General features: G+C 35.5%; 28 protein-coding genes. 4 read left to right on the top strand and 24 right to left on the bottom strand.

The window, feature by feature from the left end; translation table 11 throughout:
• Positions 1-31: 31 nt before the first annotated feature.
• On the bottom strand, positions 32-946 hold the full coding sequence (locus RHP76_RS17610; RefSeq protein ID WP_062673641.1) for a dimethylarginine dimethylaminohydrolase family protein: 915 nt from the start codon (positions 944-946) through the stop codon (positions 32-34).
• A 290-nt stretch (positions 947-1236) separates the two neighbouring features.
• On the opposite strand from RHP76_RS17610, the gene RHP76_RS17605 reads away from it, so the two are divergent.
• Positions 1237-1401, top strand: coding sequence for a hypothetical protein (locus RHP76_RS17605; protein ID WP_156121335.1), 165 nt, complete (start codon positions 1237-1239; stop codon positions 1399-1401).
• An 89-nt stretch (positions 1402-1490) separates the two neighbouring features.
• Here the strand turns inward: RHP76_RS17605 and RHP76_RS17600 are convergent, their stop codons facing one another.
• The gene (locus RHP76_RS17600; protein ID WP_062673639.1) at positions 1491-1877 is read right to left on the bottom strand and encodes a winged helix-turn-helix transcriptional regulator; all 387 of its coding nucleotides are present in this window, start codon (positions 1875-1877) and stop codon (positions 1491-1493) included.
• 121 nt (positions 1878-1998) lie between these two features.
• Here RHP76_RS17600 and RHP76_RS17595 point away from each other — a divergent pair, with 121 nt between their 5' ends.
• Both RHP76_RS17595 and RHP76_RS17590 read left to right on the top strand, forming a co-directional pair.
• Complete coding sequence (locus RHP76_RS17595; RefSeq protein WP_311228686.1) at positions 1999-2793, top strand: SDR family oxidoreductase; 795 nt, start codon at positions 1999-2001, stop codon at positions 2791-2793.
• Between the two features lie 18 nt (positions 2794-2811).
• Positions 2812-3135 carry a nuclear transport factor 2-like protein gene (locus RHP76_RS17590; protein WP_120232602.1) on the top strand — a complete coding sequence of 108 codons (324 nt, stop codon included), beginning with the start codon at positions 2812-2814 and terminating at the stop codon, positions 3133-3135.
• 60 nt (positions 3136-3195) lie between these two features.
• Here RHP76_RS17590 and RHP76_RS17585 read toward each other — a convergent pair whose 3' ends face one another.
• The 8 genes from RHP76_RS17585 to RHP76_RS17550 all read right to left on the bottom strand — a co-directional run bounded on the left by RHP76_RS17585 (position 3196) and on the right by RHP76_RS17550 (position 11005).
• Positions 3196-4482, bottom strand: coding sequence for a citrate synthase (locus tag RHP76_RS17585; protein ID WP_047427632.1), 1287 nt, complete (start codon positions 4480-4482; stop codon positions 3196-3198).
• An 88-nt stretch (positions 4483-4570) separates the two neighbouring features.
• On the bottom strand, positions 4571-5863 hold the full coding sequence (gene eno, locus RHP76_RS17580) for a phosphopyruvate hydratase (protein ID WP_034694712.1): 1293 nt from the start codon (positions 5861-5863) through the stop codon (positions 4571-4573).
• 229 nt (positions 5864-6092) lie between these two features.
• On the bottom strand, positions 6093-7286 hold the full coding sequence (locus RHP76_RS17575) for a hypothetical protein (protein WP_311228685.1): 1194 nt from the start codon (positions 7284-7286) through the stop codon (positions 6093-6095).
• Between the two features lie 9 nt (positions 7287-7295).
• Positions 7296-7703 carry a hypothetical protein gene (locus tag RHP76_RS17570; RefSeq protein WP_120232600.1) on the bottom strand — a complete coding sequence of 136 codons (408 nt, stop codon included), beginning with the start codon at positions 7701-7703 and terminating at the stop codon, positions 7296-7298.
• Positions 7704-7728: 25 nt separating this feature from the next.
• On the bottom strand, positions 7729-8058 hold the full coding sequence (locus RHP76_RS17565; RefSeq protein ID WP_114819956.1) for a hypothetical protein: 330 nt from the start codon (positions 8056-8058) through the stop codon (positions 7729-7731).
• A 71-nt stretch (positions 8059-8129) separates the two neighbouring features.
• Entirely contained in the window at positions 8130-8918 is a 789-nt protein-coding gene (locus RHP76_RS17560) for a sensor histidine kinase (RefSeq protein WP_311228684.1), read from the bottom strand.
• Positions 8919-9536: 618 nt separating this feature from the next.
• The gene (locus RHP76_RS17555; RefSeq protein ID WP_288443932.1) at positions 9537-10367 is read right to left on the bottom strand and encodes a hypothetical protein; all 831 of its coding nucleotides are present in this window, start codon (positions 10365-10367) and stop codon (positions 9537-9539) included.
• 5 nt (positions 10368-10372) lie between these two features.
• Positions 10373-11005, bottom strand: a complete 633-nt coding sequence (locus RHP76_RS17550) for a response regulator (protein WP_311228683.1) — start codon at positions 11003-11005, stop codon at positions 10373-10375.
• A 569-nt stretch (positions 11006-11574) separates the two neighbouring features.
• Between RHP76_RS17550 and RHP76_RS17545 the strand changes: the two genes are divergently transcribed.
• On the top strand, positions 11575-12009 hold the full coding sequence (locus tag RHP76_RS17545) for a hypothetical protein (protein WP_062673620.1): 435 nt from the start codon (positions 11575-11577) through the stop codon (positions 12007-12009).
• A 144-nt stretch (positions 12010-12153) separates the two neighbouring features.
• On the opposite strand, the gene rplQ is transcribed toward RHP76_RS17545, so the two are convergent.
• The 14 genes from rplQ to rpsH all read right to left on the bottom strand — a co-directional run bounded on the left by rplQ (position 12154) and on the right by rpsH (position 19445).
• Complete coding sequence (gene rplQ / locus RHP76_RS17540) at positions 12154-12675, bottom strand: 50S ribosomal protein L17 (protein WP_062673619.1); 522 nt, start codon at positions 12673-12675, stop codon at positions 12154-12156.
• Positions 12676-12681: 6 nt separating this feature from the next.
• A complete protein-coding gene (locus RHP76_RS17535) occupies positions 12682-13677 on the bottom strand; it encodes a DNA-directed RNA polymerase subunit alpha (protein WP_062673617.1) in 996 nt (331 codons plus the stop codon).
• 33 nt (positions 13678-13710) lie between these two features.
• Complete coding sequence (gene rpsD, locus RHP76_RS17530) at positions 13711-14319, bottom strand: 30S ribosomal protein S4 (RefSeq protein WP_062673615.1); 609 nt, start codon at positions 14317-14319, stop codon at positions 13711-13713.
• Between the two features lie 19 nt (positions 14320-14338).
• The gene (rpsK, locus tag RHP76_RS17525; RefSeq protein ID WP_034694697.1) at positions 14339-14728 is read right to left on the bottom strand and encodes a 30S ribosomal protein S11; all 390 of its coding nucleotides are present in this window, start codon (positions 14726-14728) and stop codon (positions 14339-14341) included.
• Between the two features lie 12 nt (positions 14729-14740).
• A complete protein-coding gene (gene rpsM / locus RHP76_RS17520; RefSeq protein ID WP_034694696.1) occupies positions 14741-15118 on the bottom strand; it encodes a 30S ribosomal protein S13 in 378 nt (125 codons plus the stop codon).
• A 7-nt stretch (positions 15119-15125) separates the two neighbouring features.
• Positions 15126-15242 carry a 50S ribosomal protein L36 gene (rpmJ, locus tag RHP76_RS17515; RefSeq protein ID WP_007839480.1) on the bottom strand — a complete coding sequence of 39 codons (117 nt, stop codon included), beginning with the start codon at positions 15240-15242 and terminating at the stop codon, positions 15126-15128.
• Positions 15243-15306: 64 nt separating this feature from the next.
• Positions 15307-15522 (bottom strand): translation initiation factor IF-1, encoded by a 216-nt coding sequence (gene infA / locus RHP76_RS17510; RefSeq protein WP_027381317.1) that lies wholly within the window; start codon positions 15520-15522, stop codon positions 15307-15309.
• A gap of 3 nt (positions 15523-15525) precedes the next feature.
• Entirely contained in the window at positions 15526-16905 is a 1380-nt protein-coding gene (gene secY, locus RHP76_RS17505) for a preprotein translocase subunit SecY (protein WP_311228682.1), read from the bottom strand.
• Positions 16906-16914: 9 nt separating this feature from the next.
• Positions 16915-17364 carry a 50S ribosomal protein L15 gene (gene rplO, locus RHP76_RS17500; protein WP_062673611.1) on the bottom strand — a complete coding sequence of 150 codons (450 nt, stop codon included), beginning with the start codon at positions 17362-17364 and terminating at the stop codon, positions 16915-16917.
• A gap of 21 nt (positions 17365-17385) precedes the next feature.
• Positions 17386-17562 carry a 50S ribosomal protein L30 gene (gene rpmD, locus RHP76_RS17495; protein ID WP_027371710.1) on the bottom strand — a complete coding sequence of 59 codons (177 nt, stop codon included), beginning with the start codon at positions 17560-17562 and terminating at the stop codon, positions 17386-17388.
• Between the two features lie 11 nt (positions 17563-17573).
• Entirely contained in the window at positions 17574-18095 is a 522-nt protein-coding gene (gene rpsE, locus RHP76_RS17490) for a 30S ribosomal protein S5 (RefSeq protein WP_002983245.1), read from the bottom strand.
• 19 nt (positions 18096-18114) lie between these two features.
• Positions 18115-18468, bottom strand: a complete 354-nt coding sequence (gene rplR / locus RHP76_RS17485) for a 50S ribosomal protein L18 (RefSeq protein ID WP_034694689.1) — start codon at positions 18466-18468, stop codon at positions 18115-18117.
• Between the two features lie 15 nt (positions 18469-18483).
• Positions 18484-19029: a 50S ribosomal protein L6 gene (rplF, locus tag RHP76_RS17480; protein ID WP_034694687.1), complete on the bottom strand. Its 546-nt coding sequence runs from the start codon at positions 19027-19029 to the stop codon at positions 18484-18486.
• A 17-nt stretch (positions 19030-19046) separates the two neighbouring features.
• On the bottom strand, positions 19047-19445 hold the full coding sequence (gene rpsH, locus RHP76_RS17475; protein WP_002983236.1) for a 30S ribosomal protein S8: 399 nt from the start codon (positions 19443-19445) through the stop codon (positions 19047-19049).
• Positions 19446-19448 lie beyond the last annotated feature (3 nt).

Below are 19448 nucleotides of genomic sequence, written 5' to 3'. Positions count from 1 at the left end.
CACTCTCAAACACTAAAACTCTCCCACTCCATTATTCTCTCACAAGCGGCATTGTAGAGCATCTCAATAAACCTCCCATTTTGGAAATTTCTCTGTAAGGAATTTCTTCAACGGTCATTCCCCACTCGTTTCTTAAATGGTCATTCATTCTTGTGAATGCTTTGTCTGAAACTACTACATCAGGAGAAATAGAGAAAATATTCGGAAACATTTCAAACATTTCTTCATCATTGATGTGGAAGCAGTTTTCTTCTCCAAAAATATCGATGATTAAACGGTAATCACTTTCGTCTACGAAGCCGTTTTTATAAATGATACATTTGTCTTCTCCCACAGGATTAAATGTACAATCCAGATGCAGAATCCCTTCAAACGGAACTTTATCGTTTTTCTTCAATTCCAGATCGATAATTCTTTTCTTAGGAAAATATTCTTTTAAGATTTCGATGGCATACTCGTTGGTTCTTGCCGTTTTATAGTTTCTGTAATCTTCGCTGAAGCAGGTTCCGATGAAAATAAAGTCATTCCATACAATTACATCTCCTCCTTCAATATGTGCGGTTTCTGGAAGATTAATAATTTTTCTCCATGCTACTTTTTCAAAAACACTTTTGTAGGCTTCCTGTTCGTCTGCTCTGTCTGCAATCACATTGGAAATGATCATCTTGTCATCAATGACAAAGGCTACATCTCTTGAAAAAACCTGATTGTAGTCTTTGATGATACTAGGACGCAGAACTTCAACATCATACTTTTTTAAAACCGCTTCAAAAGCGTTCATTTCATTGATAATATCCTCTTCTTTAGGATAAATGTTGTGTTCGATTGAGTAATATGACTTTGCGTCATAACTTTCCTCTAGTGTGGGAACTGGTCCCAATGAATTAGGCTGGCCTAAAACTACTGACTTCAGCCTGCCCGTTTCGTTTTTAATATTTAGTCTCATAAAGATTTATGCAATACTACAAATATAAGTAAAGGTCTCTACCTGTAAAACTTTTGGATTATTTTATGTATTAAATTTGATTTCTAAAATCAACACCCTTCAACAAAATTTCCTTGTCAGTTCAGCCAACTGCAGTGAATAGTCCCAAAAACATCTACAACTTACTATTTTCCATCTACATAAGAACAAAAAAATAGATAATTATATTATTTAATTTCCTATATTAGTGATATAATTTTCGCGAAATTATAGATCATAAAACTTAACTATTAACACCAAAAATCAAAGTCATGAACAAAAACAATCCGGTGCTGAAAAACGCACAAAAATTAGGAAGAGATCAACAAAAATCTGTAATGGGAGGCGCTCCGATTTCCACTGGCAGAAGATGCTGCGAATGGGATGATGCAGGAAACTGTTATATCTGGACATGTGACAGATGCCAATGTCCATAATAAAAAAACGAAAACCTGCTTTTGAAAGCAGGTTTTCTTCTCCTATTGTATAGACTTTTTCACCTGATGTTAAATCAAAAAAGCTAATATCAGGTATTGTTTCTCTCACTTTGTGACAAGTTTTCAAGCCTTCTCAATATCAATATCCGTAAGCGTTCTTCATGATCATCACCCCATTTCCCTAATGTGGCAATTACCGGAATCAACGTCTGTCCGAATTCCGTAAGCCTGTATTCTACTTTTGGCGGCACAACAGGATAAATTTTCTTAGTGACAAGATCATGTTCTTCAAGTTCTTTTAACTGAACATTCAATACTCTGCGGGAAGCATCAGGAATTTTCCGTTGTAATTCACTTGGCCTTTGAAATCCTTCATTGATAAACCACAGCAAACGAATCTTCCATTTGCCATAGAGCACTTCAGCAATCAGATCAAGACCGCAATTCAGATTGGGTAAGATTTTTCTTTCGTACATAAAACAAATGTAACACAATGAGATGAGATCTCAATAGGGGATTAATTTATCCCTATGTGATTCGTAAGACCGTACTTGTAAGAGCCGGTCATACTCCTGAAATTTGTACAAAAAAGAAATCATGACAGAATCATTTCATTTCAACAACGAATTATCAGGTAAAATTGCTTTGGTGACCGGAGGCACAAAAGGAACCGGAAAAGCTATTGCCGAAAGACTACTTACTGCTGGTGCTACTGTAATTGTCACTGCAAGAAATCAGCCTGAAGAGATGAATAATCAATTTTATTTTATTTCAGGAGATCTCAGCCTGGCAAAAGGTACTGAAAAGCTGGTAAGAGAAGTACTGTCTACTTTTGGCAAGCTTGATATTTTAATTAATACATTGGGTGGTTCAGAGACGCCTGGTGGCGGCTTCTCTGTTTTGAGTGATGAAGACTGGGAAAATACAATTCAGACCAATTTATTGGCACCCGTTCGTTTAGACAGAGGGTTTCTGCCGCAAATGCTGGAACGAAAAACGGGAGTGATTATTCATATTGCCTCCATTCAGGGAAGGCTGCCTTTATTTGATTCTACATTACCGTATGCTGCTGCCAAAGCCGGACTGATCAACTATAGTAAAGGTTTATCAAAAGAAGTTTCTCCAAAGGGAGTTCGTGTTCTTACTGTTTCTCCAGGTTGGATCATGACCTCATCTGCCATCCGAATGATGGAACGTATTGCTGAAAGTTCAGAAACGTCAATAGAAGAGGCTACTCAAAGTGTCATGGATGCGTTGGGTGGAATTCCCATTGGTAAACCCGCCCAGCCAGAAGATATTGCAGAGTTTGTTGGGTTTTTAGTTTCTCCAAGGGCACAATATCTAACCGGAACCGAATATGTAATAGATGGCGGCACTATTCCAACTGTTTAATCATTTAAAAATAACAATATGAACTTACCTAACATTTTACAGGAATTCTTGAAGGCACAGGAACTTTTTGACAGTATTTCTTTCTCTAACTGTTTTTCTGAACAGGCATCCGTATTTGATGAAGGAAAAATATACACGGGAAAAGAAGAAATAAGACAATGGAATGAAAAATCCAATAGTGAATACAAAACCTTGTTTGAGGTAAAAGATTTTTCGGTGAATGATAATACAACTGTTTTAAGAATTAACATTTCAGGTTCTTTTGATGGAAGTCCGGTAATGCTGAATTTTCATTTCCGAACGAAGAATGATCTTATTACGGCTTTAGCTATTACTGAATAAGTTGTAAAAATAAAGAATCCCAAAGCAAGCTTTGGGATTCTTTTATATTGTAAGCAAATATTATCTGCTTGCGATGTCGATGTAGTTTCTTTCCTGAGCACCTTGGTACACCTGTCTTGGTCTTCCAATCGGGTCTCCTTTCAGTCTCATTTCTTTCCACTGAGAAATCCATCCTGGAAGTCTTCCTAACGCAAACATTACAGTAAACATTTCTGTAGGAATTCCTAATGCTCTGTAGATGATACCTGAGTAGAAGTCTACGTTTGGATATAGTTTTCTTTCTACGAAGTACTCGTCTTCAAGGGCAACTCTTTCTAACTGCATTGCAATGTCAAGAGCTTTATCCTGAATACCTAATGCAGTAAGGATATCGTCAGCAGCTTTCTTGATGATTTTCGCTCTTGGGTCGAAGTTTTTGTAAACTCTGTGTCCGAATCCCATTAGACGGAAATTATCAGCCTTATCTTTAGCTTTAGCAACATATTTAGATACATCACCACCATCTTTTTCGATTAGTTCAAGCATTTCGATTACCGCCTGGTTAGCACCACCGTGAAGTGGGCCCCAAAGTGCAGATACCCCAGCAGAGATAGAAGCAAAAAGACCTGTGTGAGCAGAACCCACCATTCTTACTGTAGAAGTAGAACAGTTTTGTTCGTGGTCTGCGTGAAGGATTAATAATTTATCTAAAGCATTTACTACTACCGGATCGATTTCGAAATCAGCGTTTGGTAATCTGAATGCCATTTTGTAGAAGTTCTCTACGTAGTTCAGGTTGTTATCACCGTGGTTTAATGGTAAGCCCTGAGTTTTTCTGTAAGTCCAGGCACAAAGATGAGAGAATTTAGCGATCATCAGCTCAGCTGCGTGATCCATTTCTTCTTTAGAGTTTACGTTCACTGCTTTCGGGTTGAAAGCTGTCAATGCAGAAGTTAAAGAAGATAAAACTCCCATAGGGTGAGCAGAACGAGGAAAAACATCAATGATCTTTTTCATTTCGTCTGCGATGAAGTTATATTTTTTAATATTGTTGTCGAATGAAGTAAACTGATCCTGAGTAGGTAATTCTCCATGTAATAAAAGATACATTACTTCAGTGAAGTTAGATTTCTCAGCAATCTGCTCGATTGGATAACCTCTGTAGAATAATTCTCCTTTATCTCCGTCTAAGTAAGTGATGTCGCTAATAGTAGCTCCTGTATTTTTGTAACCTAAATCCAGAGTGATTAAACCTGTCTGGTCTCTTAATTTTGAAATATCAATCCCTCTGTCTCCGATAGTACTATCCACGATTGGATATTCATATGAATTACCGTCGTAATTCAATATTACTTTGTTGTCTGACATTATTTATTTATTTTTTTTAAATATACCACTTTCCATAAAATACGGCAAACTAAAAATTTCGCTTGCCGTTATTTATAAATTCGATTAATTATCTTTTGATTTTAAAAGCTTCCAACCCTGGGAAAATTGCAGTTTCACCTAAAGCTTCTTCAATTCTCAATAGCTGGTTGTATTTTGCCATTCTATCTGATCTTGACGCTGAACCTGTTTTGATCTGTCCACAGTTCATTGCTACCGCCAAATCAGCAATTGTAGAATCTTCAGTTTCTCCTGATCTGTGAGACATTACTGAAGTGAATTTATTATTCTGAGCCATTTGTACAGCAGCCATTGTTTCAGAAAGCGAACCGATCTGGTTTACCTTTACAAGGATAGAGTTGGCAATACCTTCTTTTACTCCTCTTGATAATCTGTCTACGTTTGTTACGAATAAATCGTCACCTACCAACTGTACTCTGTCACCAATTTTATCTGTAAGCATTTTCCATCCTTCCCAGTCATCTTCCTGCATACCATCTTCGATAGAGATAATCGGATATTTAGCAGCCAATTCTGCAAGGTAAGAAACCTGCTCTTCTCTTGATCTGTGAGCGCCTTTGTCTCCTTCGAATTTTCTGTAATCGTATGTTCCGTCTTTGTAGAATTCTGAAGCGGCACAGTCTAATGCCAACATGATGTCGTCACCAGGCTTGTATCCAGCTTTTTCGATCGCCTGAAGTAATGTATCCAAAGCATCTTCTGTTCCGTTGAAAGTAGGAGCAAAACCTCCTTCGTCTCCTACTGCTGTAGAAAGACCTCTTCCTTTAAGGATCGATTTTAGGTTGTGGAAAATTTCAGTTCCTTTTCTCAAAGCGTGAGAGAAAGAATCTGCTTTTACCGGCATAATCATAAATTCCTGGAATGCGATAGGAGCATCTGAGTGAGAACCACCGTTAATTACATTCATCATTGGAACTGGAAGTGTATTGGCATTCACTCCACCAACATATTTGTAAAGAGGCATTCCCAATTCAGCAGCAGCAGCTCTGGCTACCGCTAGAGAAACACCAAGAATAGCATTAGCACCAAGATTTCCTTTGTTAGGCGTTCCGTCAAGATCAATCATAATCTGATCGATATAGTTTTGTTCAAAAACCGGTTGTCCAACTAAATTCTCTGCAATTACTTCTTTTACATTTTCAACAGCTTTCAGAACTCCTTTCCCCTGATATTCTGAACCACCGTCACGTAATTCTACCGCTTCGTGTTCTCCTGTAGATGCTCCTGAAGGTACAGCTGCACGGCCCATTGCCCCGCTTTCTGTAAATACATCTACTTCAATGGTAGGATTTCCTCTGGAATCTAAAATCTGTCTTGCTTCTATGTAAGAAATTGCACTCATTTTTTATTTTTTTTAGTTTAGACAAATTTAATCAAAATTTAACTTTCAGGGGCATTTCACGGGATTTTTTTGAGATAAATCCGAGTTAAATTTTAGTTAATTTATATTATGATAATTCTACAAATTCTTTGTGAAGAACCAGGTTTTTAAAATGGTAAAACAATCTTACGAAAAAACTCCAGACACTATAAAATGCTGGAGCTTTAGAATTGTTTATATTATTGTATAATTACTGTATCTTACGTTTTGTACCGATACCGCTTAAAAAAGAAAGACCTGCAATAACATTACCTTTTTTAATGAAGCTATTGTCAAAATCTTTGCCCAGAGATAGTGTCAGGTGCTGGTTAGGAAATATTGCATAATCCAAATTCAAAACGCATTTCCATGTAGGTTTCAAATCGGAGCCTGAGATAAAACTTCTGTAAAGCCCCTCAAAACTGCCTGTAAATTTTGAATCTTTTGGTGAATACTCATATTTCACGCCCGCATCAAATGTTGAGAAGTTACCTTGTGGTTTAAAATCATCTACTGTCATCCAATCATTTTTAGGATTATACATGTAGCGTAAAAGGAAAAGAGGCGTTCCTGCTTTTTCAGTTGCATATCCTAAAACAGTCCATAAACCTGCATTGTAAACTCTTGAATTATCAAATTGCTTTTCTTTAAACTGAATACTTGTTCCGCCTGCGAAGTCCCAAAGGAAACCAGTACGGGTTATTTTTAAAGTTGTTTTACCTAACTCTTCCGTACTTTGAATGAGATATTTATCTTTTTTAGGAAATTCTTCCTTAAGTACTTTAAGTCTTGCGTTTACCCTGTCATCTGCTTCTTTGTATTGTGGGGTATTCATCTGTAAGCTCTTTCTTAACTGAACTGCTTTTTGATATTCGTCGTCAGCAGCAAGAAATTCACCAAAATTTTGATTAATATATTCCCCACGCTCATCTAATTTTGTTTGAATAATTTTAAAATCTGCTTTCGTTTTATCATCAGGCTTCCCTCTAAAAAGTGAAAATTTTATTCCTATTGATGTATACACTGCATTAGAAGGCAAATCTGAAGATTTAGACTCATCAACATTTCTTGCAGCAAATGAAAAAACAAAGGTTTGAGGTAAAGTATATTTAATATCATCATTCAACATTTGTTCAATCGTCTTATTTTTTGTTTTATTTGGAAAGATCCAATAAGGAGCAACCTCTATCGAGTATCCTCCATTATTTATAAAATTAATAGGAAAGTTTCTAATTCCAATCATTAAATCGGAAACATCTGTAGGCTTACTTATCTCTGTGGTTGCAATATTCAGGATATTTGATGCAGGAGATGCAGGCCCTCTTAAAATATCAGTATTTACTTTCTCTTGCCCCAATAACCAGCTTGAGAGCATTACCAATATTACTCTATAAAATGTTTTCATGATCTCAGTTTAATTAAAATGGATAATTACAATAAAATCAACAAGTCCATTATTGTCTGTTTGGGAAGATAAATGGTAAACCCTATCCTGAATTACCACAGTAAATATACAAGAGACATTTGCTTTTCCCTTACAAGAACAATTAATAACTATCATCGTTCCTTTTAAATCTTTAACAACACCAACACTTGTAGGCGTTGTTTTAAGAATGAAACGATTTGTTCCTATTTTAGCATAAACTTTTCCTGGAACAATTTCTCCTGTAAGAGCAGCGCTTAAATAAATTAAATCTTCCGGTTCACCATTACTTCTATATTCAACATCCATTCCGCTACTTTTAACAGTAACAACATCTAATTTCTCCCTCAATAATTCTTTTGCATCAATTCTTGATTTCAGTTCTTTTTTAGCTTTCATGACATTTCGTTTTTTAAGTTTTTTATTATTTTCTCGGTGTAGGCGATAAAAGTCCGGCTAAGGCACCTATTGCACCCGAAGAAATAGTTGCAAAAATAGTAACCAACTGATTATCTTTAGCGGCACCATCATTCCAGTAAGCAATGAGAATAAGTCCTGCTATAATGGTAATGACTGCCAACCCGAGCATAAGTACAATAATTCTGTAGATCCAATAGTCTGTGTCTTTCGGGTTTTTTATTTCTACATTTTTAATAGCCTCTATCGGATTGGTTTTGAACTTCTCCTGAAGATCAGTGTTGTTTTTTAAAGCAGCTTCCAAATCTCCAATACTGTCGTTAATAAGAGTTTTCATGGCTTTTAATTTTATCTATCAAATTTCCCTCTAAAAAACGGACCAGTCAATTACACAAAAGGGTAATTTATTTATAGGACTATTTTAAACACAATACAGGTTCCAGGGTTTTCGGATATGATAGAACATTCACCAGATAGTTCATTCATTCTTCGTTTCATATTTCTAAGGCCATTACCTTCTTTCTGTCCATCGGGAATTCCGTTTCCGATATCGGAAATTTTCATAAAGAAGTTATTTTCATCCTGCCAAAATGAAAGTTTTACAGTATTTGCCTGACTGTGTTTGTACACGTTATTGACCGCTTCTTTTAAGCAGAGAAAAAGATTGCGTCTCATTTCTGTGGAAATAGGTGTTTCTGCTATAATATCTTCACATTCTGAATACACCATTATTTTTGTTTTCTTCAAAAAGTTTCCGTTATAAAGGATGGCATAATCGATAAAGCTTCCTAAGGTGTCATTTCCTGAATTCAGACTCCATAGCATTTCTCTCATGGAGATATTCATTTCTTCAGAGGTTTTCAGAAGCTCATTGATATCGCTTTGCAGATCATCATTCTCAGCCTTCTGTTTCAGAAATTCTGCCTGAAGTTTCAATGCAGAAATTCCTGCTCCCAGATCATCATGCATATCGTGTGAGATACGTTCCCGCTCCTGCTCCAGCACTTTTTGTTTTTCGAGTTCTTTCTGGAGAAGCTGGTTTTGGTGTTCGGATTCTTTGAGTTGTTGTTCTTTAAGGTATAAAAGCTGTTTCCGGTTGTACATTAGTACAATGAAAATAGTAAAAGCAACTAAAAGCACAACCAGGAGTAATGCTATTAAAAAAATAAGTTTTATTTCTGAAGGTAAAGACTTCATTTTCTATCCATCAATTTATATTTGTGTAAAGCAATAAAGAATAAGCCACAGCATACGATATTGATTATATTCAATATCTGTTTCAACAATTTGAGAAATGGTTTATCAATTTCATCCAGCAGATACATAGGAATAATTCTGAAAAGAAAAAAACAACTCCATAAAAGTATTGAAGTTGAAATCCAAAAGACAGGATCTTCCGTAATTTTCGATTCACTAATATTGTTTAATTTATAACTGCACCAGTACAATACCTGGAGTATATTGATAACACAATAGGTAATCGCAATATTCAGATTATACTTATCAACATAAAAAAGCTCAATATTCAGGAGTATAGCTATTGCAACTACTATGGATATTACAACCATTATCTTTTTATTTTTAATGTACCTGAAATAAAAGATCATAAAATAAAAGCTATTGAAAAGATTCAGATAATTATACTGAATTGATTTCGTTGAAATAAGATTAATTTCTGAAAAAAAATCTACAGTAAAATTGACGATTAAATACAACAAAAAATAGTCTTGAGAGGACAATTTGCTTCCTCTCAAAACTATGATTCCTTTTATCAATACCATAAAAGAAATAATATAGTAGGCTGTAATAAGCATTTTATGGCTCTAAGCTTCCCTGATCATAATATGGAAAATCTGAACTGAGCAATTGTTTATTATTATCTGAAGGCATAGTTGCAAGATATAGTGACTCTTTTCCAGTCGCAAAAGTCATAGTCTTTTTCCTTCCAATACATGGTATAAAATCAAGTCTAACAACATTTTTTCTAAGACAGCCCTCCAAATACATGTGTATTCTATCAATATATTGTTTTACTAGAATCAAATCATAACGTATACATTCGGCGACATATGCATCGCTTGATGCATTAATAAGAATTTGGCCTACGCGAGATCTCTTGAAGTCCCCAAATGAATTAACATTAATCTCATGATAAGTATCCAAATTAAATATAAAATAATGTTTGGCAGGATTAGCCTCTGTATCCGGTTCAACGTGGAAGGAAAGTGTGGCATATAAATATTCTTTTTTACTTTTTAAGAACATTTGATTCTCTTCGCCCAGTATTCTGGAATACTCACTAATGATACTATCTGTAATTTCTCTGAAAGAGATTTTCATCAATGTATAACCTTCATTTAAACGGTCTCTGACAAGGGTTTCAAATAAACGGAAGTCGACATATAACTCCTGTGCAAGGTTGGGAACCCGTTGCTGGAATACGCCACTGTTTACTCGAAATTCTTCATCACCAATAGGGTGCGTCACAAAAAATTTCACACCATTTTTTACAATATAATCCTTTATCCATTGCTCCTGTTCAGTAAACTCGGCCATTTCATAGAAATCTCTAATTGTTCCTGCTTTCTGCATAACAACGATGGTTGCTTCCAGGGCACATTTAAAATCGTACAGTTCTTTTTCCATTTTTCTTAGTTTTTTGATTGATTAAATTTATTGACTGCCTCCACCTTATTGTTTACGTGGAGTTTTCTGTAGATATTTCCGACGTGTTTTTTCACGGTATCAATGCTGATGAATTTCTGATCTGCAATCTCTTTGTAGAGAAGTCCCTGGGAAAGAAGTTCAAGGATTTCCTTTTCCCGCTCTGTAAGTTCATCAAAGCCTTTTATTTCCGGAAGTTTTTTCTCGAAATGGTTCAATACCCTTCTTGCAATAGAAAAACTCATAGGTGCACCGCCGTTGTATACATCGCGGATGGAAGAAAGAATTTTATCCATGCTTTCTCCTTTTACAAGATATCCCATGGCTCCTGCCTTTAAAGAATTAAAAATCTTTTCATCATCATCAAAACTAGTACACATGATAAACTGTGTATTGGGCATTCCTTTTCGTAATTTTTCTATGATTTCAATTCCCAGCATATCCTGTAATTGGATATCCATCATCACAACGTCAGGAGAAATATCGGGTAGATTTGTTATGGCATCATTACCATCAAAGAACTGAGCAATCACTTTCATATCTTTTTGATAATCGATGACCTTCTTCAACGCATTGTTGTAGTTTTTCTCGTCTTCTACTATGGCTATGGAAATGCTCATGACTTTATTTGTTTGAAGCAAATTTCAACAGAAAACAATTTGAAATCAATTACACCTTTGTGTAATATTAATGTTTGAGTTTGAAGTTGTGATTCAGTCTTTTAGTTTTTATTAAATTTAATCAATTTTTGATTCCAAAAACAATATACGACTAAATATTTCACAATAAATTAAAAATAAAAACAAATAAACAACAATAAATCATTTAAAATTAACAATTATTTCATAATCTGATTAAAAATCTACGGATCATTTCGGCGTACTGTAATATGGAATTTGATCCACTCAAAGATCTGAATCAGGTTCTTACCTTTCTAAAGCCATATTGCAGGAATGTAAAGTAGCTGCTGATGACCTGCTACAATATTCCACTATATTCCGGAATTTTTTCATTTGACAAGAAGTGCTGCCTCTCTTTAATTTCAAAATTTTCTTTTTGCTAAGCCTAGTATTCAAAGAGAAAAACAATAGAAATATGCATGAATAATCGTTAAATTTTCTCATATTGTAAGGCATGATTTTTGTAAAATTAAATTATAAAATCATATTGAATATCAAATAATATAATCATGAAAAAAAGTCTTTTAGCACTAAGTGCTTTGCTTGCATTAACTGTAGTCAGCTGTAAAAAAAGTGAAAGCGGAAATAAAATCGTTATCAAAACAGACAGTTCAGAAACTGTTGTTACAGACCATAATGGAAAAATAGATTCGGTGACACAAAGTTCTTCGACTGTAGATATCAACGGAAAGAAAATTGAGAAAACCGATTTTGTTTATAAAGCTACAGACGGAACATTAGTAAAAGTTGTATTTAAAAATGATCCGAAGGAAAGTACAGTAGCCATTACCAGCAATAAGAAAACATTTACGTTACCTAAATCGGAAACCAAAGGGGATGAAACGATTTACAAAAAAGATGATATGACGGCAAGGGTAAAAGGAGATAGTCTTCACCTTGAACAAGGGAATAATATTATTGAACTGAAAAGAACAAAGATTTAAATAAAAAAAATGTCCTTCAAAATTGAGGGACATTTTTTGGGTACTTTACCAATGCTTTTCATCATACCCTGGATAATCCAAGTATATTATGGAAATAAAAAACCATCCGTTTTCGGATGGTTTTTATATATATCTGAACGAATATTATTCTTCAGTTTTTTCTTCAGTAGTATCAGCTTTAGCTTCTTCTACTTTTTCTTCTACTACAGGAGCATCAGCAACTACTGCTTCAGCTTTTTTAGTAGTAGCAGTTGATCTTCTGCTTCTTCTTGTAGCTTTTTTCTCTTCAGCATTAGGGTTGTAAAGCTCGTTGAAATCTACTAGTTCGATAAGAGCAGTATCAGCAGCATCACCTGGTCTGAATCCTGTCTTGATGATTCTTGTATAACCACCGTTTCTTTCAGCGATTTTAGGAGCTACAGTTCTGAATAATTCAGCAACCGCAAATTTATTTTGAAGGTAAGAGAATACTACTCTTCTGTTGTGTGTAGTATCTTCTTTTGCTTTTGTTAATAGAGGCTCAACATATACTCTTAAAGCTTTAGCTTTAGCTACAGTAGTGTTGATTCTTTTATGCTCAATTAGAGAACAAGCCATATTAGAAAGTAAAGCACTTCTGTGAGAAGCTGTTCTTCCTAAGTGATTGAATTTTTTACCGTGTCTCATTATTAATTATTTATCAGCGTCTAACTTATATTTTGCAACGTCGAAACCGAAGTTAAGACCTTTTGAATGCACTAATTCTTCTAGTTCTGTCAAAGATTTTTTACCAAAATTTCTGAATTTCATCAAATCAGACTTACTGTAAGAAACCAGTTCTCCAAGAGTTTCTACTTCAGCTGCTTTTAGACAGTTAAGGGCTCTTACAGAAAGATCCATATCTGCTAATTTAGACTTAAGAAGTTGTCTTGTGTGAAGAGTTTCTTCATCGTACTGGATAGATGCTTTTACAGCTTCAGTTTCAAGAGTGATTCTCTCATCGGAGAATAACATGAAGTGATAAATTAATATCTTAGAAGCTTCAGTTAAAGCATTCTGAGGGCTGATAGACCCATCAGTTTCTATATCTAATACAAGTTTTTCGTAGTCTGTTTTTTGCTCTACACGATAATTTTCAATGCTGTATTGTACTTTCTTGATCGGCGTGAAAATAGAGTCAATAGCAATAGTTCCAATAGGAGCATTGTTTGACTTATTTTGTTCAGAAGGAACATACCCTCTTCCTTTTTCAATATTGAAAGTAATTTCGAAAGTTACATCACTGTTTAGGTTGCAGATCACTAAATCTGGGTTCAGAACCTCAAATCCGTTGATAGACTTTCCTAAATCACCAGCAGTAATAACCGTTTGACCTGAAACTTTAGCAACAACCTGCTCGTTAGCCTGGCCTTCTGCTGCAGCTTTTAATCTTACCTGCTTAAGGTTAAGAATAATTTCGGTAACGTCTTCGATTACTCCTGGAATAGTTGAAAATTCGTGCTCTACACCTTCTATTTTGATAGATGAAATAGCGTATCCTTCCAGAGAAGAAAGCAACACTCTTCTCAAAGCATTACCGATTGTAAGCCCGAAACCTGGTTCTAAAGGTCTGAATTCAAATTGACCTTTAAATTCATCAGAGTTAAGTAAAATTACTTTATCGGGTTTTATGAATTGTAAAATTGCCATATTATTGGGTTGAGCAAAAATTTGATTAAAAAATTATTTAGAGTAAAGTTCGACGATAAGGTTCTCCTTAATGTCCTCCGGAATCTGGATTCTTTCAGGAGCAGAAATGAAGGTACCTTCTTTCTTCTCATCGTTGAATTGTAACCACTCATAGTTTGACTTAGAAGCCAATGCATTGGTAACAACTTCAAGAGACTTAGACTTTTCTCTTACAGCGATTACATCACCAGCTTTTACCAAGTAAGAAGGGATATTAAGAATCTCTCCGTTCACAGTGATGTGTCTGTGAGAAACTAATTGTCTAGCTCCAGATCTTGTTTTAGCAAAACCTAATCTGAATACTACGTTATCCAATCTTGATTCACAAAGTTGTAATAGAACTTCCCCTGTTACACCTTTACTTCTGTGTGCTTTGTCAAATAAGTTAGCAAACTGTCTTTCTAAAATACCGTAAGTATATTTAGCTTTTTGTTTTTCAGCTAACTGAACTGCATATTCTGATTTTTTAGCACCTCTTCTTTTGTTAGGACCGTGTTGTCCTGGCGGTTGGTTTTTTCTCTTTTCGAAGTTTTTGTCATCTCCGTAGATTGCAGCACCAAACTTTCTAGCAATCTTAGTTTTAGGTCCAATATATCTTGCCATAATGGGTAAATTCTAAAAATTAAACTCTTCTTCTCTTTGGTGGTCTACATCCGTTGTGTGGCATTGGAGTCACATCAACGATTTCGCTAACTTCAATTCCTGAATTGTGAATAGATCTGATAGCAGATTCTCTACCTGCACCTGGACCTTTCACAAACACCTTTACTCTTCTTAAACCAGCTTCGTGAGCTACAGCAGAGCAATTTTCAGCTGCCATCTGAGCAGCAAATGGAGTATTCTTTTTAGAACCTCTGAAACCCATTTTACCGGCAGAAGCCCAAGAGATAACCTCTCCGTTTTTATTTGTTAAAGAAATGATGATGTTATTGAAAGAAGCCTGAATATGTGCTTCTCCAATAGCTTCAACTTTTACTTTTCTCTTCTTAACTACTTTAGTTTGTTTTGCCATAATTCCTAACGATTATTTACTAGCTTTTTTCTTGTTAGCAACAGTTTTTCTCTTTCCTTTTCTGGTTCTAGAGTTGTTTTTCGTTCTCTGGCCTCTTAAAGGTAATCCAAGTCTGTGACGTATTCCTCGTTGGCATCCTATGTCCATCAATCTCTTGATGTTCAATTGCACTTCAGATCTTAATTCTCCTTCAACTTTTACGTTTTCTAAGATATAAGTTCTGATGGCAGCCAATTCATCGTCATTCCATTCGTTGACTTTTTTGTCTTCGCTGATACCGGCAGCTTTAAGGATTTCAGAAGAAGTACTTCTTCCAACACCATAAATGTAAGTTAAACCGATAACTCCTCTTTTGTTTTTTGGTAAATCAATACCTGCAATTCTCGCCATAATTTAATTAACCTTGTCTTTGTTTAAATTTTGGGTTCTTCTTGTTGATTACGAACAGTACACCTTTTCTGCGTACGATTTTGCAATCAGCGCTTCTTTTTTTAATTGATGCTCTTACTTTCATTTTGATAGTATTTATTTTTTAACAAGAGCCAAATGGAGATCTAAAGATTCCATTTGGCGTTTGTTTAATATCTAAATGTGATTCTCCCTTTTGATAAATCATAAGGAGACATTTCTAGTTTTACCTTATCACCAGGTAAAAGTTTAATATAATGCATTCTCATTTTACCAGAAATATGAGCGATAAGAATATGCCCATTTTCTAGTTCTACACGGAACTGAGCGTTCGAAAGTGCTTCCGTTATAACGCCGTCTTGTTCAATATGTTTTTGTTTTGCCATAAATTAATATCCAGTCGTTCTTGATAATTTAGACTGCATTAAGCCATCATAATGATGGTTCAGCAGATATGTATTAATCTGTTGAACTGTATCTAAAATTACACCCACCATAATTAATAGGGACGTTCCCCCAAAAAATAGGGCAAACGCATCTGTCTGAACAAAGGTTCCATGCACAATTGCCGGAAGGATTGCAAAGATAGATAAAAATATTGCACCTGGCAAGGTAATTTTTGATAAAATATCATCTAAATAATCAGCGGTCTCTTTTCCTGGTCTTACTTTTGGTACTAAACCTCCATTTCTCTTCAAATCATCAGCCATCTGGTTTACCGGAATTGTAATCGCAGTATAGAAAAATGAGAAGATAATAATTAATAGCGCAAACAATACGTTGTACTGCCAGCTAAAAACATTCTTGAAACCTGCAAGAAAAGTATTAGACTCATCGAATTTTGTTAATAATCCTGGTACGAACATCAATGCCTGAGCAAAGATAATCGGCATTACACCAGCAGCATTTACTTTCAATGGAATCCATTGTCTTGCTCCCTGCATAAGATTTCTGTTTACACCTCCTCTTGCTTGAGCTCTGCTTACATACTGAATTGGAATTTTTCTAACAGCTACTGATAAGATTACTGCTAAAAGAACAACCAACATCCAGAATAATACTTCAATAAGGATCATGATAGATCCCATTCCTCCTTTTCCGTTCTGCACGGCCATCTCCTGTACGAATGCCTCAGGTAATCTTGAAAGGATCCCCACCATAATAAGGATAGAGATACCATTTCCGATTCCTTTATCGGTAATCTTTTCACCTAGCCACATTGCAAATACTGAACCGGCAACCAAAATAACAATACTTGGTAACCAGAACATAATTGAATTTGGCTCTACATAGTATGCAGACTGGAACTGAGCATATGGTAAGAATAATTGAGTAATAGAAGTTAAGTAAGAAGGTGCCTGTACCAGACAAACTCCAATCGTTAACCATCTTGTAATTTGGTTCAATGTATTTCTACCTGACTCTCCATCTTTCTGAAGCTTCTGAAGATAAGGAATAGCCATCCCCATCAACTGAACAATAATAGAAGCAGAAATATAAGGCATGATTCCTAACGCCATTACGGAAGCGTGGCTGAAAGCTCCCCCCGTAAACGACGAAAGCAAGCCAAGGAGACCTGCTCCTTGCTTGTTACCGCCTTGATTTTTATAATGCTCTAAGAGATCTCCCACCTCTGCAAGGTTAATCGCAGGAATCGAGATATAAGATGCGAATCTATACACAAGGATAATACCTAAAGTAAAGAGAATTTTATCTCTAAGTTCTTTAAGACTCCAAATATTTTTAAGTGTTTGTATAAATTCTTTCATTAGTAAGTATTATAAGGTAATTGCTTTTCCACCTGCTTTAGCAATAAGCTCTTCAGCAGATTTAGTGAATTTGTCAGCAGAGATTGAAACCGCAGATTTCAATTCTCCTCTACCCATAATTTTCACTAATTCGTTTTTAGAAACTATCCCGTTTGCTACTAAAACTTCTTTCGTGATATCTCCAGTGATGGATTTGTTCTCGATTAAAGTTTGAATAGTATCAAGGTTAATTCCTCTAAACTCTTTTCTGTTTACGTTTTTGAATCCGAATTTAGGTAATCTTCTTTGTAAAGGCATCTGTCCACCTTCGAAACCGATTTTTTGAGAATAACCAGCTCTCGCTTTCTGACCTTTGTGACCTTTTGTTGAAGTACCTCCTTTTCCGCTACCTTGACCTCTACCAATTCTCTTTGAGTTGAAAGTAGATCCTGCAGCAGGTTTTATGTTATTTAAATTCATTTTAATTTCTCTTTTATAAAATTATTTTTGAACTTCAAGTAAGTGTCCTACAGCAGCGATCATTCCTAAGATGGAAGGAGTAGCTTCATGCTCTACAACTTGGTGAAGTTTTTTTAATCCTAATGCTTCAAGCGTTCTCTTTTGGGTTTTTGTTCTACCAATAGCGCTTCTTACTTGCTTTACTTTAATTGTTGCCATTGCCTTAATTATTAACCGTTAAACACTTTACTTAGAGAAATTCCTCTCATTCTAGCGATTTCTTCAGGTCTTCTGATGTCTAATAACGCTTTGAAAGTAGCTTTCACTACGTTGTGAGGGTTAGAAGATCCTTTAGATTTTGAAAGGATATCGTGAATACCAGCAGATTCCAATACCGCTCTTACCGCACCTCCGGCGATCAATCCAGTACCGTGAGAAGCAGGTCTTAAGAAGATATCTGCACCACCGTATCTAGCAGTAGTTTGGTGAGGGATAGTATGGTTCATTACAGGAACTTTCACAAGGTTTTTCTTAGCGTCTTCAACTGCTTTAGCAATTGCAGAAGCAACCTCTTTAGATTTTCCTAAACCGAAACCGATAACACCTTCTTCGTTACCTACTACAACAATAGCAGAAAATCCGAAAGCTCTACCTCCTTTTGTTACTTTTGTTACTCTGTTAACAGCTACGAGACGATCTTTTAATTCTAATCCTCCCGGTTTTACTCTTTCTATATTATCTAGTCCTAACATATTTTCCGAAATTTAATGATTAGAATTTAAGTCCACCTTCTCTTGCACCATCAGCTAGAGCTTTCACTCTACCGTGGTAAACGAATCCGTTTCTGTCAAATACAATACTTTCGATTCCTGCAGCGATAGCTTTAGCAGCGATAGCTTTACCAACAGCAGCAGAAACTTCAGTCTTAGTACCTTTAGCGTCTACACCTTTCTCTCTTGAAGAAGCTGATGCTAAAGTTTTACCATTTTTATCGTCGATTAACTGAGCGTAAATTTCCTTATTACTTTTGTATACAGATAATCTTGGCAATTCAGAAGATCCAGAGATTTTCCCTCTTACTCTTCTTTTGATTCTTATTCTTTTTTCTAATTTACTTAATGCCATAATACTTATAATTTATTAAGCAGATTTACCAGCTTTACGTCTAACAATTTCTCCTACGAATCTTACACCTTTTCCTTTGTATGGCTCAGGCTTTCTGAAAGAACGGATCTTTGCAGCTACCATTCCTAGAAGTTGGTTGTCGTGAGACGTTAAAGTAATAATTGGGTTTTTACCTTTTTCAGTCAATGTATCAACTTTTACTTCACCTGGAAGTTCTAATACGATACCGTGAGAGAATCCTAAAGCTAACTCAAGTTTTTGACCTGCGTGTGAAGCTCTATATCCTACCCCTACTAGTTCAAGTTTCTTTTCGAAACCTGCACTTACACCAACAATCATGTTGTTGATTAACGCTCTGTATAGACCGTGAAGTGCTTTGTGTTGTTTAGAATCAGATGGTCTGTTTACGTTAAGTTCACCATCTTTCTGTTCTATAGTAATTCCTGCCGTAAGCTCCTGAGAAAGTTCTCCTTTAGCTCCTTTTACAGTTACTACACCGTTATTTTCAGTGATTGTAACTCCAGCTGGAATTGTTATAATTGCTTTACCAATTCTTGACATTTTCCTCTGATTAAAAATTAATAAACATAGCAGATTACTTCACCGCCTACTTTCTCTTCTCTAGCTTTCTTGTCAGTCATTACTCCTTTAGAAGTAGAGATGATAGAAATACCCAAACCGTTTAGTACTCTTGGAAGCTCAGCTGAACCTTTGTACTGTCTCAAACCTGGTCTAGAAGCTCTTTGGATAGACTTGATAGCCGGTTTGTTAGTTTGCTTATCATACTTTAAAGCGATTTTGATCACTCCTTGAACAGCGTTATCTTCAAACTTGTAGTTTAAGATATACCCTTGATCAAATAAGATCTTAGTAATCTCCTTTTTGATTTTCGATGCAGGAATTTCCACCACTTTGTGGCCTGCGCTTTGTGCGTTCCTTACTCTAGTTAGGAAATCTGAAATTGGATCTGTTACCATTTT

This window comes from Chryseobacterium sp. SG20098 (genome assembly GCF_031844745.1).
In the GTDB taxonomy this organism is placed as follows: domain Bacteria; phylum Bacteroidota; class Bacteroidia; order Flavobacteriales; family Weeksellaceae; genus Chryseobacterium; species Chryseobacterium cucumeris.
The sequence above is the reverse complement of the archived record's forward strand: the minus strand, read 5'-3'. Positions and strand labels throughout refer to the sequence as shown.